Annotated in this window: 14 protein-coding genes and 1 riboswitch; of the genes, 5 read left to right on the top strand and 9 right to left on the bottom strand. The window is 61.8% G+C overall.

The window, feature by feature from the left end:
• Nucleotide 1: 1 nt before the first annotated feature.
• The 7 genes from uca to K6N12_RS21170 form a co-directional block, all read right to left on the bottom strand.
• Nucleotides 2–3,541: an urea carboxylase gene (uca, locus tag K6N12_RS21200; RefSeq protein ID WP_097627863.1), complete on the bottom strand. Its 3,540-nt coding sequence runs from the start codon at nucleotides 3,539–3,541 to the stop codon at nucleotides 2–4.
• 3 nt (nucleotides 3,542–3,544) lie between these two features.
• The gene (locus K6N12_RS21195; RefSeq protein ID WP_018516560.1) at nucleotides 3,545–4,195 is read right to left on the bottom strand and encodes an urea amidolyase associated protein UAAP2; all 651 of its coding nucleotides are present in this window, start codon (nucleotides 4,193–4,195) and stop codon (nucleotides 3,545–3,547) included.
• A 12-nt stretch (nucleotides 4,196–4,207) separates the two neighbouring features.
• Nucleotides 4,208–5,029 (bottom strand): urea amidolyase associated protein UAAP1, encoded by an 822-nt coding sequence (locus K6N12_RS21190; protein WP_097627865.1) that lies wholly within the window; start codon nucleotides 5,027–5,029, stop codon nucleotides 4,208–4,210.
• Complete coding sequence (locus tag K6N12_RS21185; protein WP_097627866.1) at nucleotides 5,026–5,856, bottom strand: ABC transporter ATP-binding protein; 831 nt, start codon at nucleotides 5,854–5,856, stop codon at nucleotides 5,026–5,028. Before K6N12_RS21185 ends, K6N12_RS21190 begins: the two co-directional genes overlap by 4 nt.
• Nucleotides 5,853–6,671 (bottom strand): ABC transporter permease, encoded by an 819-nt coding sequence (locus K6N12_RS21180; RefSeq protein WP_097627867.1) that lies wholly within the window; start codon nucleotides 6,669–6,671, stop codon nucleotides 5,853–5,855. The genes K6N12_RS21185 and K6N12_RS21180 overlap by 4 nt, the downstream gene beginning before the upstream one ends.
• 65 nt (nucleotides 6,672–6,736) lie before the next feature.
• The gene (locus tag K6N12_RS21175; RefSeq protein WP_097627868.1) at nucleotides 6,737–7,810 is read right to left on the bottom strand and encodes a putative urea ABC transporter substrate-binding protein; all 1,074 of its coding nucleotides are present in this window, start codon (nucleotides 7,808–7,810) and stop codon (nucleotides 6,737–6,739) included.
• Nucleotides 7,811–7,884: 74 nt separating this feature from the next.
• Nucleotides 7,885–7,993, bottom strand: a riboswitch (guanidine-I (ykkC/yxkD leader).
• Nucleotides 7,994–8,204: 211 nt separating this feature from the next.
• Complete coding sequence (locus tag K6N12_RS21170) at nucleotides 8,205–9,125, bottom strand: helix-turn-helix domain-containing protein (protein WP_097627869.1); 921 nt, start codon at nucleotides 9,123–9,125, stop codon at nucleotides 8,205–8,207.
• A gap of 86 nt (nucleotides 9,126–9,211) precedes the next feature.
• Here K6N12_RS21170 and K6N12_RS21165 point away from each other — a divergent pair, with 86 nt between their 5' ends.
• The 5 genes from K6N12_RS21165 to K6N12_RS21145 all read left to right on the top strand — a co-directional run bounded on the left by K6N12_RS21165 (nucleotide 9,212) and on the right by K6N12_RS21145 (nucleotide 15,408).
• Nucleotides 9,212–10,486, top strand: coding sequence for an extracellular solute-binding protein (locus K6N12_RS21165; RefSeq protein ID WP_097627870.1), 1,275 nt, complete (start codon nucleotides 9,212–9,214; stop codon nucleotides 10,484–10,486).
• A gap of 83 nt (nucleotides 10,487–10,569) precedes the next feature.
• Entirely contained in the window at nucleotides 10,570–11,430 is an 861-nt protein-coding gene (locus tag K6N12_RS21160; RefSeq protein ID WP_017992298.1) for a carbohydrate ABC transporter permease, read from the top strand.
• Nucleotides 11,427–12,263, top strand: a complete 837-nt coding sequence (locus tag K6N12_RS21155; RefSeq protein ID WP_097627871.1) for a carbohydrate ABC transporter permease — start codon at nucleotides 11,427–11,429, stop codon at nucleotides 12,261–12,263. The genes K6N12_RS21160 and K6N12_RS21155 overlap by 4 nt, the downstream gene beginning before the upstream one ends.
• A gap of 20 nt (nucleotides 12,264–12,283) precedes the next feature.
• A complete protein-coding gene (locus K6N12_RS21150) occupies nucleotides 12,284–13,366 on the top strand; it encodes an ABC transporter ATP-binding protein (protein WP_097627872.1) in 1,083 nt (360 codons plus the stop codon).
• Nucleotides 13,367–13,404: 38 nt separating this feature from the next.
• A complete protein-coding gene (locus K6N12_RS21145) occupies nucleotides 13,405–15,408 on the top strand; it encodes an aldo/keto reductase (RefSeq protein ID WP_097627873.1) in 2,004 nt (667 codons plus the stop codon).
• A 42-nt stretch (nucleotides 15,409–15,450) separates the two neighbouring features.
• Here K6N12_RS21145 and cydX read toward each other — a convergent pair whose 3' ends face one another.
• Nucleotides 15,451–15,573, bottom strand: coding sequence for a cytochrome bd-I oxidase subunit CydX (gene cydX / locus K6N12_RS21140; protein WP_017957645.1), 123 nt, complete (start codon nucleotides 15,571–15,573; stop codon nucleotides 15,451–15,453).
• 100 nt (nucleotides 15,574–15,673) lie between these two features.
• Nucleotides 15,674–16,828: a cytochrome d ubiquinol oxidase subunit II gene (gene cydB / locus K6N12_RS21135; RefSeq protein ID WP_097627874.1), complete on the bottom strand. Its 1,155-nt coding sequence runs from the start codon at nucleotides 16,826–16,828 to the stop codon at nucleotides 15,674–15,676.

Below are 16,828 nucleotides of genomic sequence, written 5' to 3'. Positions count from 1 at the left end.
GTCAGCATTCCTCCAGGACGACGATAATATCGCCGGCTTTGACGTTTCTTCCCGGCCCGGCGCGCAGGTCGCGAACGCGGCCTGCCGCATGGGCGGTGACGTTGATTTCCATTTTCATCGATTCGATGATGGCGAGTGTATCGCCGGCCGCAACCGGGGAGCCCGGCTCGACCAGCAATTTCCAGATATTGCCGGGCACGGCGCTGGCAACACCGAAGCAGCCGTCGGGAATATCCCCATCGGGACTTTCGCCCGTGCCTTCGTCGGTGACGAAACTGTCGAGCCCGGCGTCCTTCCAGCGCTGGCGTTCGGCATCGAAGGCAGCCTGCTGCGTTGCCTTGAAGCGGCTGATCGACGCCGAATTCGCCTGCAATTCCCTCTCATAGGCGGCATAGGAGAATTCCGTCTCCTCGATCCTGATGGGATAACCTCCATGCGGAAAGGCGGCCCGCGCCTCCGTCAACTCCTGGTTACTGACTGGGAAGAAACGGATCTGGTCGAAGAAGTTCAGCAGCCAGGGTTTGCCCCTGGTAAAGGCCGGCGTCTCCCGCCATGTGTTCCACACCTGGATGGTGCGGCCGAAGAGCTGGTAGCCGCCCGGTCCCTCCATGCCGTAAATGCACATATAGGCGCCGCCGATGCCGACGGCATTCTCCGGCGTCCAGGTGCGGGCGGGATTATACTTCGTCGTCACGAGGCGATGGCGTGGGTCGGTCGGGGTCGCAACCGGCGCGCCGAGATAGACGTCACCGAGACCCAGCACGAGGTAGCTTGCGTCGAAGACGATATCGCGGACGGCCTGTTCATCGGGAAGACCGTTGATGCGGCGGATGAACTCGATATTCGAGGGGCACCAGGGCGCATTCGGTCGCACGAGCTCCTGATATTTGCGCATCGCAAGCTCGGCATCCGGATCGTTCCAGGAAAGCGGCAGGTGCACGATGCGGCTCGGCACCTTGACCTCCTGCGCTGCCGGAAGCGTCGCCTCGATCTCGGAGAGCAGCCCAAGCAGGCGCCGGCGCGTCAACTGCGTGCCGTCGTAATGGATCTGCAGCGAGCGGATACCGGGGGTGAGGTCGACGACGCCAGGGAGGCGGGCCTTCACGACCGCCTGCATCAGCAGGTGCACCCGCAGCCGCAGCGCGATATCGAGCGTCATCGGCCCATATTCGACGAGCAGATTGTCGTCGCCTTGGCGGCGATAAACGACAGAAACCGGGCCATCCTCGCTGATACCGAGGATCGGCGAACCTGTTTCTTCCGAGGGCCGCCGCACCGCCGGGCCGGCGATCGGGTCTTCCGGCCGAGCCAGCGCATGAAAACGGATTCTGTCGCCGGGCTTGAACTGGCCCATCTTCCACTGCTCTTCGCGGGCGATCACCGCCGGGCAAGCGAAGCCGCCAAGGCTTGGACCATCGGGCCCCAGAATGATCGGCATATCGCCGGTGAAATCGATCGCCCCGATCGCATAGGCGTTGTCGTGCAGGTTGGAGGGATGCAGCCCCGCCTCACCGCCGTCGCTTCGTGCCCATTGCGGGGCTGGGCCGATCAGGCGCACCCCGGTGCGGGCACTGTTGAAATGCACCTCATAAGCCGTCGAAAACAGCGTCTCGATATCGCTGTCCTGAAAGAAATCGGGAGCCCCGTGCGGGCCATAGACGACGCCGACATCCCATTCGCGCGTCAAGGCGGCTGGCTCCGTCGCCGGTCTCACCGGTTCGGCCGGTACCTGTCGGGCAAAATGCAGCACGTGCCCTGTCTTCAGTGTGCCGGTGGCGTTACCGCCGAATTGGCCAAGGCCGAAGGTCGCGCGCGAGCCGAGCACAACGGGAGCGGCTAAACCACCGGCGACGGCGAGATAGGCGCGCTGTCCCGGTCCTTCGATGGTACCGATCGACAGAACCTGACCGGCGCGGATTGTCACCGGGGCGTCATGCGGCAATTTTACGCCGTCGCATGTCATTGGCATCCGCGCGCCAGCAAGCGCGATCGTCTGGTCGGCATAAAATCGCAATGTCGGACCGGAAACGGTCAACTCCAGCGCAGCCGTCACATCGGCATTGCCGACCAGCCGATTGGCATGGCGGAAGGAGCGCTCGTCCATCGGCCCACTCGGCGGCACGCCGACATGCCAGAGGCCGAGCCGGCCCGGAAGTTCCTGGATGCTTGACTGCGCCCCGGGCGCGAGAACCTCGACGACATCGGGAACGAAGGCGAAGTCGCGTAGAGCCGTCGTTGCCACCTTGGCGCTGGCCAGCAATTCGGAAGCGGCGATCGCCCTCAGGTAAGCGAGATTGGTCTCGATGCCCGATATCGATGTTTCGGCGAGTGCCGCCTTAAGCTTCTCGATCGCCGCCGGCCGGTCTGCCGCCGCCACGATCAGCTTGGCAAGCATCGGGTCGTAGAAGGGCGTGACCTCGGTTCCCGTCTCGATCCAGCCGTCGACGCGGGTGCTTTCCGGAAAAATGACTTCGGTCAAAAGGCCGGCACTCGGGCGGAAATCGGCATGCGGCATCTCGGCATAGATCCGCATCTCGATCGCCGCACCCTTCGGCGTCAGACCCCCAGCACCCGAGAGCACATCCTCGCCGGCCGCCTGACGGATCATCCATTCGACGAGGTCGATGCCGAAGACAGCTTCCGTGACGGGATGTTCGACCTGCAGGCGGGTATTGACCTCGAGGAAATAGAATTCCTGGCGCTGGGGATCATAAATGAACTCGACAGTGCCGGCCGATTCATAGGAGACCGAGCTTCCCAAGTCGACCGCCGCCTTGTGCAGCCGCGCCCTTGTCTCCGCAGAAAGGCCAGGCGCAGGCGTCTCCTCGACGACCTTCTGGTTCCGCCGCTGCAGCGAGCAGTCGCGTTCGCCGAGCGCGATCACGCCGCCCTTGCCGTCGCCGAAGATCTGCACCTCGACATGGCGCGCTTCGGCAACGAAACGCTCGATGTAGACGCGCGCATCGCCGAAGCTGGCGCGCGCGGTCCGCTGCACGCTTTCGAAGGAAGCCTTGAGGCCGGCCGCATCGGCGCAGAGCTGCATGCCGATACCGCCGCCGCCGGCCGTGCTCTTCAGCATGACGGGATAACCGACGGTCTCGGCAGCCGAAAGCGCCTCGTCGACGCTCTGCAAGAGATCGGTGCCGGGCAGTAGCGGCACGCCGCTCGCTTTCGCCAATTCGCGCGCCGTATGCTTCAAGCCGAAGGCCGACAGATGCTCTGGGCGCGGGCCGATGAAGGCGATGCCTTCAGCGGCGAGCCGCTCGGCAAAGCCGATATTCTCCGAGAGGAAGCCGTAGCCTGGGTGCACTGCCTCAGCGCCCGTCGCCTTGCAGGCGGCAATGACGGCGTCGACATCAAGATAGCTTTCGGCAGCGGGCGCCGTGCCGAGGCGCATGGCCTCATCGGCGGTCAGTGCCGGCTTCGAGAATCGATCGACATCGGAATAGACGGCAACGGAGGCAATGCCCATCCTCTTCAATGTGCGGATGACGCGGACGGCGATTTCGCCGCGATTGGCGATAAGGACTTTGGTGAACATCGATCAGTCCTCGCCGTCCCAGATCAGCACCCGGATCGGCGTGGGATCGAAGCCGTTGCAGGGATTGTTGATCTGCGGGCAATTGGAGATGACGCAGAGCACGTCCATCTCCGCCACCAGTTCGACATAATCGCCAGGCGCGGAAATGCCGTCGACGATAGTCATCTCGCCGTTCGGCTTGATCGGCACGTTCATGAAGAAATTGATGTTCGGCACGATGTCGCGCTTGCTCATGCCGTGTTTTGTCACCTCGATCACGAAATTGTCGCGGCAGGCATGCAGGTATTTGGTTCCGTGGCCGAAACGCACCGTGTTGCTCTCGCAGGAGCAGGCGCCGGCTGATGTATCGTGGCGGCCGCAGCTATCGGCCGTCATGACCAGCATGACGTTGCCCTCGTTCGAAATGATCTTCGTGCCGGTGCCGATATAGGCGCCGCCTTGTGCCCGCATCGTATCCTGGTTGGAATAACGCTCGGCAAAGTCATCGGCGCGATAAAACAGCGTATCGATTGCCTGTTGGCCGTAGCTGTCCTCGATGCGGATGGTCTGACCCTTGCGCACGATGCCGGACCACGGCGCTTCGGCCGGGATGAAATGTTCCTGCACGGCGTTTTCGAGGCTGCGCGAAGCTGAAGTCTTGATGAAATCGGTCATCGTCATTCTCCCTCAGGCCAGCATCGAGGCGTTGTTCTCGAAGCCGCGAAGGGCTTCGGCGGTTGCTGTGCGCGAGAGATCGTCCACTGCGGGTGCGGGCGCGCGAAAGCGCGTGACGATCACCGGCTTCGGCGCATAGACCGGGTCGGGATCGAGCGGATGCGGGCAATTCGAGAAGCCGACGATCATGTCCATCTCGGCGCGCAGTTCGGCATAATCGCCGCTGTTGGAGAGTTTGCCGCGCCAGTGGAAGCCACCGTTGTCGTCGACGCGAACCGGGGCGAAGAGATTGAGAATCGCAGGAATATCGCGTCTGGTGAGACCAAGCTTGCCGGCGACGAGCACGAGATTGTCGCGAGTGTTGCGGGTCTTCACGCCAGGATATTTTGCGGCGTTCGAAGCTGCCGTCGAACCACCCATCAGGCAGTCATGGGCGCCGGAACTGTCCTCAATCAGCGAAAACATCACCCGGCCCATATCTGAGAAGATGACGCGGCCCTTGCCGAGGGCGGTCGTCCACTGAACCTTGACCGTATCGACCAGATTGAGCCGTTCGCTTGTATCAGTGGCGTTCCAGGCAACGAGCACCACAGTCGATCCGCCTTCGCCCTGATCGATGCGGAGCGCCTCGCCGCGCTTCAGCGCGGTCGACCAGTACCAGCCGCCGGGGATGGTTTCCTGATGGATGATCGCAGCCGCATCGATGCCGGGGGCGGGCAGGGGGCTCGGCGCCGGTAGGGCCTTCGGCGCGAATTCCAGCCCCTTTTTCTGATGTTCCTCGTAACGCTGCCGGTTGGCGGCGATCTCTTCGGGCGAACGTCTGACATGCATCATGGCTTTTCTCCTGACGGACTGGAAGCCGGGTCGTCCCGGCGAAGGCCCAGAGAAATGACCGGGCCGTCCCGGTCGGGGCTGAAGATGGTGGGCGCGCCGGCAAGCCTCGGCGGCCAGATCGAAATGTCCTTGGTGATCGTCGCGCCGTAGCGCTCCTTTTCCTCCGGGCGGTCACGCTTGCGCTCGAAGGCGACGACCCGCGTCGCCAGCGTGAATGCCTCGCGCATGTCGTGCGTCACCATGACGACGGTCATCTGCGTCTCGTGCCAGAGCCGCTTCATCAATGTGTGGATTTCGGCGCGGATGCCGGGGTCGAGTGCGCCGAATGGCTCATCGAGCAGCAGCACCTTCGGTTTCATGATCAGCGCCTGCGCCAGCGCAAGGCGCTGCTGCATGCCGCCTGATAGTTGCGCCGGATATTTGTCCTCGGCGCCGGAAAGGCCGACTTCGCCGATCAGCCGCCGAGCTTCGTCGACGGCATCGCGGCGGGCAGCGCCAAAAAGCTTGGCCTTGTAGCGGGACGCCGAGAGTTCGCGCCCGAGCAGCACGTTTCCGAGGACCGTCAGATGCGGGAAGACGGAGTAGCGCTGGAAGACGACGCCGCGATCCGGGCCTGGCTCCTGCGGCAGCGCTTCGCCGTCGAGCAGGATCGTGCCCCGCGTCGGCCGCTCCTGGCCGAGCAGCATGCGCAGGAACGTCGACTTGCCACAGCCGGACGGTCCGACAAGGGCCACGAAGGCGCGCGCGGCGACAATCAGCGACACATCTTCGAGGACGATCTGGTCGCCATACTCTTTCCAGACCTTTTCGATCACCAACTCGCTCATGCCTGCTTCTCCAGCTCCGACCAGGGGAAGACGGCGATGCGGATGCGATCGAGGATATAGTTCATGATCACGGCGAGCAGCGTGATCCAGACGACATAGGGAAAGATGACGTCCATCGAGAGATAGCGGCGGACGAGGAAGATGCGGTAGCCGAGACCGGAATCCGACGAGATCGCTTCTGCCGCGATCAGGAATAGCCAGGCAGGACCGAGTTGAAGCCTGAGGCAGGTGATCAGCCGCGGCAAGATCTGCGGCAGCACGACACGAAGGCCGATCTGCCAGGAGGAGCCGCCGAGCGTTTCAGCCTTGACGATCTGCTCACGCGGCAGCTCCAGCGCCTTCAGCGCAAGGTCGCGGATCATCGTTGGCGCAACGCCGATGACGATGAGCGCGATCTTCGAGGCTTCGCCGAGCCCCATGGCGATGAACAGGATCGGCAGCAGCGCCAGCGGCGGCACCATTGAGATAACGGCGACGAAAGGGGAGAGCAGCGCCCTCATATAAGGCAGCATGCCGATCAGCATGCCGATGACGAGCGCGGTGATAGTGGAGATGCCAAGGCCGGCAAACAGGCGCACCAGGCTCGCTCCGGTATCGGACCAGAGCAGGTATTCGCCGGTGCGCGGATCGGCGATGAAGGCCAGGCGATCGATCGCATCGGCAAAACCGGCAAGACCGGGCAGCAGTTTGTCGTTGGCATTTTCCGCCAGCCGCGCCGCCGAGCCGAACGTGTAGGCAACGACCAGCAGCACGAAGGGCAGCAGCGTCAAGGCAAGCTGCGCGCCCCGGCTCGGCTTCGTGTTGATCCAGCGCATAGGGAAAGCTCCGCTGATGAAGGATGGGCGGCGCAGGGAAGGCCGCGTCGCTGCTTAAAAATCGCTCAGAGCGAACCGTCAGCGGCCGCCTTCATGTAGGTCTCGGTGAACCGCAGCTTGACGTTGCCGCTATCGCCGAGGATCTTGCCGTCCGGCATTTCGATGCCGATGACGTCGGCGGACGGCGCGCCATTGCCGAGCAGGCCTTTTTCGAACAGGAAGTTGCGGACGAGATCCATTGTCTTCGGCAGGCTGCCCGAGGCAGTGAAGGCAACGGCATCGGCCGGCTTGGCAAACAGCTTGGTGGCTGCGAGTTGGGATTCGAAACCCTTGAGATCGGTGCCCGATGCCTGGCCCATCGCCTCGCGGGCGGCCTTGCCGTCGGCACTGTCTGATGTCAGCAGTGCTGCGGTTTCATACCAGATGCCGGCGAGCGCCTTGCCGAAATTCGGGTTGTCCTTCAGCACGCCTGAATTGGCGACCATCAGGTCGATGATTTCGCCCGGCACCTGCGAACTGTCGAAAACCTTCTTGGCCGTGGGATCTTCGAGGATGGTCGAGACCAGCGGATTCCACGTGACGACAGCCGTTACGTCAGCCGTCTTGTAGGCAGCGACCATGTCGGCATCGGAAGTGTTGACCACTTTGACGTCGCGCTCGGTCATCTTGATGCTTTCGAGCGCCCGGGCCAGCAGATAGTGCGAGACGGAGAATTCGACGAGATTGACGTTCTGGCCCTTGATGTCGGCAAGGCTCGCCTTGTCTTTCAGGATGACCGCATCATTGCCGTTCGAAAAGTCGCCGACGATCACGGCTGTGGTATCGACGCCGCCGGCGGCCGGGATCGACAGTCCGTCCATATTGGTCAGCGTCACGGCATCGAAGGCACCGGCCGTGTACTGGTTCATCGATTCGACGTAGTCGTTGAACTGGGTGACCTCGATTTTGATGCCGTATTTGTCAGCCCATTTCTTGACGATGCCGTGATCGGCCGCGTATCCCCACGGCATCCAGCCGACATAGATCGACCAGGCGACCTTGAAATCGGTCTTCTGTTCGGCTTTCGCGATGGAGCCGACGCCCAGCGCCAAGGATGCCGTCAGTGCGGTGATTGAAAGAAGCTTCGAAAAAGTCTGCATTGAAATTCCCCTTTTGCTTTTCGTCAAAAGGGATCGGCAATGACCATCGTGCCGCCAATCCCTTGGCTTACGAGGTCTCCCGGGCTTTTGTCCCGCCGTGCACCCGGCGGGATGTCTCCCCCGCCGGTGGCAGCTCTCGGACCAGCCGCGCCCTGCGACGCCGGAACCCTAGCCACCAACTCTGCAGCTATCGAAGCAAAGGGCGTGCCAAACTATAAATTGTTGAATTCATTGACGGTGAACAGGCTGTCTTTCGCCCGCAGCCTGAATAGTGCATGCACTTGCACAGTAAATGCGCACTTTCTGCCACCATCTTAAGCGCCGACGTCTTTCTGCTCAGAGGAAAGGCAAGCGGCAGAACAGGTAAAACGCCGAAGTGCGACACGTCCCCGATCTAGTTCCGGAAGGCGCCGGCGGGGACCGTCGTCACCAGCCGGATATCGCGGCGGAAGTCCGATGGGGACATGCCGGCGATATGGCGAAAGGATTTGTTGAACGCGCTGATCGAGCCGAAGCCGCTGTCCATCGCCACCTGCAGCACGTTGGCGCCTTCGCTCATCAGCATCGCCTGGGCGCGCGACAGCCTGAGCAGCGTCACATATTTGCTCAGCGTCATGCCGGTCGATCGCTTGAAGAGGTTCATCGCATATTTCGGATGCAGGTCGGCGGCGCGGGCAATGTCGACCGAATCGATGTCCTGCAGGAAATTGGCGGCGATGAAATCGCACATGCGTGCAACGTTGCGCGAGGAATTCGGATGCGGCTGATCGCCTTCAAGGCTGGCGACCGTCTTCGATGTCGTCATCGAATAGGGTTCGAGCGCGATACGCTCGATGCGCAGCAGCAATTCGTCGACCGCGTGCTGAGCCTTGGCGGAATCACCGGACTTGGAATAGCGGAACCAACGGGCGAAATTCTCGTTGTCGGCAGCATCGGTCGCCGAGGTCAGCAGCGTCTCGCCCTTCATCAGCCGGCTGGAAATGCTGATCGGCAGGCGCAACCGGAAGAAATAAATGAGCGGCAGATGGGCGCCGGCATAGAGCGAATCATCCGAGGATTCATCCATCTGATGCGGCTGGCCACCCCAGAAGAGGCACATTTCGCCGGCGTTCAGCCGAAATTCGTGGTCGCTCATCCGATAATGGACAGTGCCGCGCATGACGAAGTTGACCTCAACCTGCGCATGCCAGTGCGGCATAGCCATGACCAGCGGATGGTCATGAAACATCTGCAGCGCCGTCGGCGAACCCTCTATGCTGCTTGCGCCGGGCTGATAGATTGCACTCGTGCCGACCTTACTTTCCGCCAAATCCATGTTCCCTTTTTAGGAGACAGCCGCTCCCTTGCGGATAGTCTAACCGCGTTCGTGAAAAATCGGCAATTGAAAAGGGAGGATTTTCAATGCGCTTCAAACTTCTCGCTGCGACCGCAGCTGTCGCACTGCTTGCTTCCGGCTCCGCATTCGCTGAGTCGGCCAATCTGACCATCTGGAGCTGGAATGTCGCCGCATCGGCATTGAAGTCCACGCTTCCAGGCTTCAACAAACAGTTTCCCGATATCAAGATCACCGTCGAGGACCTCGGCAACAGCCAGGTCTTCGACAAGACGCTGGCTGCCTGCGCCGCCGGCGGCGACGGCCTGCCTGACATTGTCAGTATCGAAAATTTCGAGGCTGAAATCTTCTGGAGCCGTTTCCCGGATTGCTTCGCCAATCTGAAGGAGCTCGGCTACACGCCCGAGATCCAGGCGAAATTCCCTGATTTCAAGCGCACCGAGCTTGAAGTCGGCGATGTCGCCTATGCCATGCCGTGGGATTCCGGTCCTGTCGCCGTCTTCTACCGCCGCGATCTGTACGAAAAGGCCGGCGTCGATCCGAGCACGATCAGCACCTGGGACGATTTCATCGCTGCCGGCAAGAAGATTTCCGCCGCCAACCCCGGCGTCGTCATGGCGCAGGCCGACTTCAACGGCGACAGCGAATGGTTTCGCATGATCGCCAACGAACAGGGCTGCGGCTATTACTCGACCGACGGTCAGAACATCACCATCAACCAGCCGGCCTGCGTCGCCTCGCTGCAAAAGGTGAAGGAGATGAAGGATGCCGGGACGCTGACGTCGGCCAACTGGGACGAAAAGATCCAGGCCAATACCGCCGGCAAGGCCGCAAGCCAGCTGTATGGCGGCTGGTATGAGGGCACCGTGCGCTCGACCTCTCCCGATCTCAAGGGCAAGTGGGGCGTCTACAGAATGCCGAGCCTGACCGCCGATGGCCCGCATGCGGCCAATCTCGGCGGTTCGTCGCTCGCCATTTCGGCGACATCCGCGAATAAGGAAGCCGCCTGGAAATTTGTCAATTACGCCCTCGGCACGGATGAGGGTCAGATCACCATGCTGAAGGAGTTCGGTCTGGTTCCGTCGCTGCTTTCGGCTGAGAAGGATCCCTTCGTCAATGAGCCGCAGCCCTATTGGGGCGGCCAGAAGGTCTGGGCGGATATTCTGGCGACACTGCCGAAGATCGTACCGAGCCGCGGCACCGCCTTCCAGAGTGATGCGGAAGCCATTTTCAAGGCGACGCAGACGAAGTTCTTCGCTGGCGGCTATCCCGATGCGAAGGCGGCTCTCGACGACGCCGCCAAGCAGATCGCTTCGGCGACCGGCCTCCCTATCGCGCAATGAATGACGATGCCGGGCGCTTCAGGCGCCCGGCTTTCCCCCGGTTTGCAAAGCGGCCGGTCATTCATTCGTGAGGAGGAGGCTTGATGCCGTTCAGAACCCGGAGCGCCTACGCGTTCCTCGCCCCCTATCTGCTGGTCTTTGCCACCTTCTGGGTCTGGCCAATCATCAATTCGTTCCTGATTTCGTTTCAGAACACGCGAATCAATCCGTGGAAATTCAGTTTCCAGGCCAATTGGGGCCGGCTCTTCTATGACCCGGCCTTCTACAATGCTCTTTACAATACGCTGATCATCCTGCTGATTCAGGTGCCGGTGATGATCGCACTCGCGACGGTCATGGCGGTAATGCTCAATTCGCCGCTGCTGAAAGCGCGGCCGCTCTTCCGCTTCGCCTTCTTTGCGCCCGTCGTCGTCGGCGAGGTCGCCTATGCTGCCGTCTTCCGGCTGATGTTCAGCCTCGATTTCGGCATCATCAACAAGCTGATCTCGGCCGTCGGTCTCAGCCCGGTCTCCTGGTTCGACAATGCAAATGCCGCCATGGCGCTGATCATCCTTGCCGTCACATGGCGCTGGGCGGGCTACAACGCCATCATCATCCTCGCCGGCCTACAGTCGATTCCTGACGATGTCTATGAGGCGGCGACACTCGACCGGGTGAGCAAGATCCAGCAATTCTTTCATATCACCCTGCCGCTTCTGAAACCGATCATCCTCTTCTGCGTGGTTCTTTCAGTGATCGGCACCATGCAGCTCTTCACCGAGCCCTTCCTGATCACCAATCGTGGCGGTCCCGGCGGCGGCACCGAGACGCTCGGCCTGCTACTTTATCGCCAAGGCTTCACCTCGCTGAACTTCGGCTATGCCTCGGCGATCGCCTATACGATGGCTGCCCTTGCCGTGGCGATCTCGCTTCTCAATCTCTGGGTCGGGAGGGATCCGAAATGAGATCCAAATCGCAATCCCTTCTGCTGCGTCAGATCGCGCTGCATGCCGCACTGGCACCGCTTGCTCTGATCTGGCTGTTTCCGCTGTGGATGATGTTCGTCTTCTCGACGATGCCCGACAACGGCATCTTCAGCCCTGACATCGTGCTCTGGCCATCGACCAACTTCATCGAGAATTTCAAGAACCTGCAGGCCGATACCGATTTCATCGGCGCCATGGTGATCTCCGTCGGCGTCGCGCTCATCTATACGGTCCTGTCGGTACTGCTGACCTCGATGGCGGGCTGGGCGCTGGCGCGGTACCGTTTCGTCGGCCGCTCCATCGTCATCGCCATCATCCTCGGCACAATCACGCTGCCGTTTTCGGTGGTCGTCATCCCGCAGTTCATCATGGTGGCACGCGAATTCAAGCTGGCAAACACCTGGGTGGCGCTGATCGTGCCGCCGCTGTTCAATTCGCTCGGCGTTCTGTTCATGCGGCAATCCTTCTCGATGATGCCAGGCGAGCTCTTTGATGCCGCTCGGGTCGAAGGCGTCAAGGAATGGCAGATCTTCCTGCGCATCGCCCTTCCGCTGGCGCGTCCGACCATGGCGGCACTGTCGATCATCCTCTTCCTCGCCTCGTGGAACAACTACCTCTGGCCGCTGCTGATCAATTCCAAACCGGGAATGATGACGGCGCCGGTGGCATTGGGAACGCTGATCGGCCTCACCAAGGTCTCCTGGGGCGGCATCATGGCCGGCGCGGTGCTGCTGACAGCGCCGATCCTTGTCGTCTTCGTGGCTCTCCAGCGCCATTTCATCGCCGGCATCGCGGCCGGCGCAATCAAATAATCGAACAATAGGGAGGCTGCATGGCAAAGCTTTCACTCAGCAATATCGTCAAGCGCTTCGGCGGCTTCGAGATCATCCATGGCGCCGATCTGGAGGTGAAGGACGGCGAATTCGTCGTCTTCGTCGGCCCCTCCGGCTGCGGCAAGTCCACGCTGCTCAGGATGATCGCAGGTCTCGAGGACATCACCTCAGGCGAGCTTCGGATCGGCGGCAGGGTCGTCAACGACGTCGAACCGGCCGATCGCGGCATCGCCATGGTCTTCCAGTCCTATGCGCTCTATCCGCACCTCACCGTCGAGGAGAATTTGAGCTTCGGCCTGCGGATGAACGGCAACCCGAAGGCCGATACCGAGCGGCGTGTGCGCCACGTCGCCGAGATCCTGCAGATCACCGAGCTGATGAAGCGGCGGCCGAAGCAGCTTTCCGGCGGCCAGCGCCAGCGCGTCGCAATCGGCCGCGCCATCGTGCGCGAACCGGAGGTTTTCCTGTTCGACGAGCCTCTGTCGAACCTCGACGCCGAACTGCGCGTCCAGATGCGCGTCGAAATCTCCAGGCTGCACAAGCAGCTCGGCACGACGATGATCTACGTCACCCACGACCAGACCGAGGCGATGACGCTTGCCGACAGGATCGTCGTGCTGCGCGCCGGCAATATCGAACAGATCGGCGCCCCGCTCGACCTCTATGACGATCCCGCCAACCAGTTCGTCGCCGGCTTCGTCGGCTCGCCGAAGATGAATTTCCTCAAAGCCGTGGTGGTCGAAACGCAGCCGGGCGGGGCGGTGATCGCGCTGGAAAGCGATGCCAATATGCGCCTGCCGCTGCCCGTCACCGAACCCATCGAAGCCGGCACGAAGGTGACGCTCGGCATCCGTCCCGAACATTTCGTCGATGCAGGCATGGGTGACGCCGATCTCACCGTCGCCATCGACGTCGCCGAACATCTCGGCAACACCAGCTACATCTATGCCGCCATCGGCAGCGAGCAGCTGATCATCGAGCGGCCGGAATCGCGCACCGCCGGCAATCGCGAGACGCTGACCGTCGGCCTTCCTGCACGCCACACATTCCTTTTCGACGGCGTCGGCAAACGGCTTCGCTAAACCACAAATCCCAAGGCAGAAAGACGAGAGAGGTTTCCATGACTTCCGATCAACCGATCCGCTGGGGCATCATCGGCCCCGGCACCATCGCCCGCACCTTTGCAGACGGCGTCGCTCATTCGCGCACCGGCAAACTGGTGGCGATCGCCACCCGCGACCCTTCAAAGCCGGGACTGGCAGAAAACTTCCCCGGCGCCCGCATCGTCAACGGTTATGAGGCGCTGCTTTCCGACCCCGAGATTGATGCGGTCTATATCTCCGTGCCTCATACCGGTCATGCCCAATGGGCGATCAAGGCCGCGCGCGCCGGCAAGCATATCCTTGTGGAAAAGCCGATCGCGCTTTCGGCCTATGATGCCGAAGCCGTTTATTACGAGGCCAAGAAGGCCGGCGTCTTTGCCGGCGAGGCCTTCATGTACCGCGTGCATCCGCAGACGGAGAAGCTGGTCGAACTGATCAAGAGCGGTGTCATCGGCACGCTGCGCATCATTCGCTCGAGCTTCGGCTTCAATATGGGCAGCTACAGGCCGGAGCACCGGCTGTTCGCCAACGATACCGCCGGCGGCGGCATTCTCGATGTCGGCGGCTACCCGGTCTCGATGGCAAGGCTGATCGCCGGCGCCGCGGACGGCAAGGCCTTCCTCGACCCGGAGAAGGTTTCGGGCGTCGCCCATCTCGGCCAGAGCGGCGTCGATGAATGGGCCTCCGCCGTGCTCAAATTCCCGAACGAGATCATTGCCGAGGTCTCCTGCTCGATCATGGCGCAGCAGGACAATGTGCTGCGTATCATCGGCTCCGAGGGCCGGATCGAAGTCGCCGACTTCTGGTTCGCCTCCGGCCATAAGGGCGGCGTGGGCAAGATCGAGATCTTCAAGGGCGGCAGCCGAGAAACCGTCGAACTCAGGGAGGATCGCTGGCTCTATTCCTTTGAGGCAGATGCGGCGGGCGATGCCATCCGCGCCGGCAGAACCGAGTTCAGCTCTCCCGGCATGAGCTGGGCGGATTCGATCGGAAACCTGCGCGTGCTCGACCAGTGGCGCGCCTCGGTCGGCCTCGAATACGGCGTCGAGAAAGCGGCAAAGCGAACGGCCAACATTGCCGGCGGTGCTGTCACGCGCGGCAACAGCATTCCGCAGCGTGAGATACCCGGCATTTCCAAGCCGGCCTCGGTCGTGACACTCGGCTTCGAATTCTTCCCGAACTTCGCCGCCGCCTCGCTGACGCTCGACGCCTTCTACGAGGCCGGCGGCAATGCCTTCGATACGGCCTTTGTCTATGGAGCCGGCAAGACGGAAGCCATCTTCGGCGACTGGCACATGAGCCGAAAGGTCCCGCGCGAGGAGATCGTGCTGATCGGCAAGGGCGCGCATTCGCCCCTCTGCTATCCCGACATGATCGCCAAGCAGCTCGACCAGTCTCTCGACCGGCTGAAGACCGACTATGTCGACATCTACTTCATGCATCGCGACAATACCGACGTGCCCGTCGGCGAGTTCGTCGATGCCATGGATGCCGAGGTCAAGCGCGGGCGCATCCGTGGCATCTTCGGCGGATCGAACTGGACGCGGGCGCGCTTCGACGAGGCGATCGCCTATGCCGAAAAATCAGGCAAGGCGGCGCCGGCGGCTCTCTCCAACAACTTCTCGCTTGCCGAGATGCTCGATCCGATCTGGGCCGGCTGCGTCGCCGCTTCCGATGACGACTGGAAAAAGTGGCTCAACGAGAAGCAGATTCCGAACTTCGCCTGGTCGAGCCAGGGTCGCGGCTTCTTTACCGACCGCGCCGGCCGCGACAAGAGAGATGACGAGGAGATCGTCCGGGTCTGGTATTCCGAGCGCAATTTCGGACGCCGCGACCGCGCCATCGAGCTTGCCAACAAGCTTGGCCGCAATCCGATCCACATCGCGCTCGCCTATGTGATCGCCCAGCCTTTCCCGGTCATTCCGCTGATCGGGCCGCGCACCGTCGCCGAGCTGGAAGACAGCCTCTCGGCGCTCGACATCAAGCTGACACCTGATCAGGTGAAGTGGCTGGAAGGCTGAAGCAATAGAGAGGGCGCGGTTCAAACCGCGCCCTTTGCTTTTCTACTTGCGCGGCTCGGAAGCTTTCTTCCTGGCCGCATCGTCCATCAACTCGTACCACATGGCGTTGAGGACAGCGAAGGCCGCGGCCAGCGGCAGGCCGAGGATCCATGCAAAATACCACATCGTTTGGTCTCCCTCAGAGCAATTCCAGGAAAAGTGCGAAGCGGTTTTCCGTCCGGAATTGCGTAGAAACAAAAGGTTAGAGCGGTTCTCCTGAATCGCTCTAGTAAGCGTGACTGTTCTTGTCGGTGATCGACTTCTCATCGACCTTGCCCCACAGAACCTTGTAGACCCAGGCTGTGTAGGCGAAGATGATCGGCAGGAAGATCACCGTCACCACAAGCATGATGAACAGCGTCATGTGGCTGGAGGATGCATCCCAGACCGTCAGGCTCGATCGCGGATCGAGCGAGGAGGGCAGGATGAACGGGAACATCGACAGGCCGACCGTCGAGATGATGCCAAAGATCGCCACCTTGCTGAAGAGCAGCGTCATGACCTCGCGCCTTGCCCGCATGGCAATGAAGGCCAGTGCCGCGCCGACGAAGCCGAGGACGGGCGCGATGATCATCCACGAGTGGGTGGTGTAGTTGGTGAGCCACGCGCCTTTCTCCAGCGCCACGGTCTTCAGCAGCGGATTGGAGGGACCGATCGGGCTGATATCGCTGGTGATGCGATAGCCACCGACGCCGATCCACAGGAAGAGGCCGCCGAGTGCGAAAAGCACGATAACGGCAAGGGCGGCGATGCTGCCATAGCTTCTGGCACGCACCGCGACCGGGCCACTCGACTTCAACACCAGCCAGGCCGCACCATGCATCGTCAGCATGGCTAGCGAAAGCAGGCCGCAGAGCAGCGCATAGGGGTTGAGCAGGGCGAAGAACGAGCCCTCGTAGAAGATCCGCATATCGTCGGCAAAGCGGAAGGGCACGCCCTGCAGCACATTGCCGACGGCGACGCCGAAGATCAGCGACGGCACGAAACCGCCGACGAAGAGCGCCCAGTCCCAGCCGTTCCGCCAACTGGCGCTTTCCCGCTTCGAACGATATTTGAAGCCGACCGGGCGCAGGATGAGCGCGAAGAGGATCGCGAACATCGCTAGATAGAAGCCCGAGAAGGACACCGCATAAAGCGGCGGCCAGGCGGCGAAGATGGCGCCGCCGCCGAGGATCAGCCACACTTGGTTGCCCTCCCAGGTGGCGCCGATGGTGTTGATCGCCACGCGCCGTTCCGTGTCGGTCCGGGCGACGAAAGGCAGAAGGGTGCCGACGCCGAGATCGAAACCGCCTGTTGTCGCAAAGGCGATCAGCAGCACGCCGAGCAGCAGCCACCAGATGAGACGCAGGGTTTCATAGTCGATGAGTTCGTGAAGGATCAT

This window comes from Rhizobium redzepovicii, assembly GCF_019793435.1.
In the GTDB taxonomy this organism is placed as follows: Bacteria; Pseudomonadota; Alphaproteobacteria; order Rhizobiales; family Rhizobiaceae; genus Rhizobium; species Rhizobium redzepovicii.
This window is presented reverse-complemented; position numbering and strand designations above follow the sequence as displayed.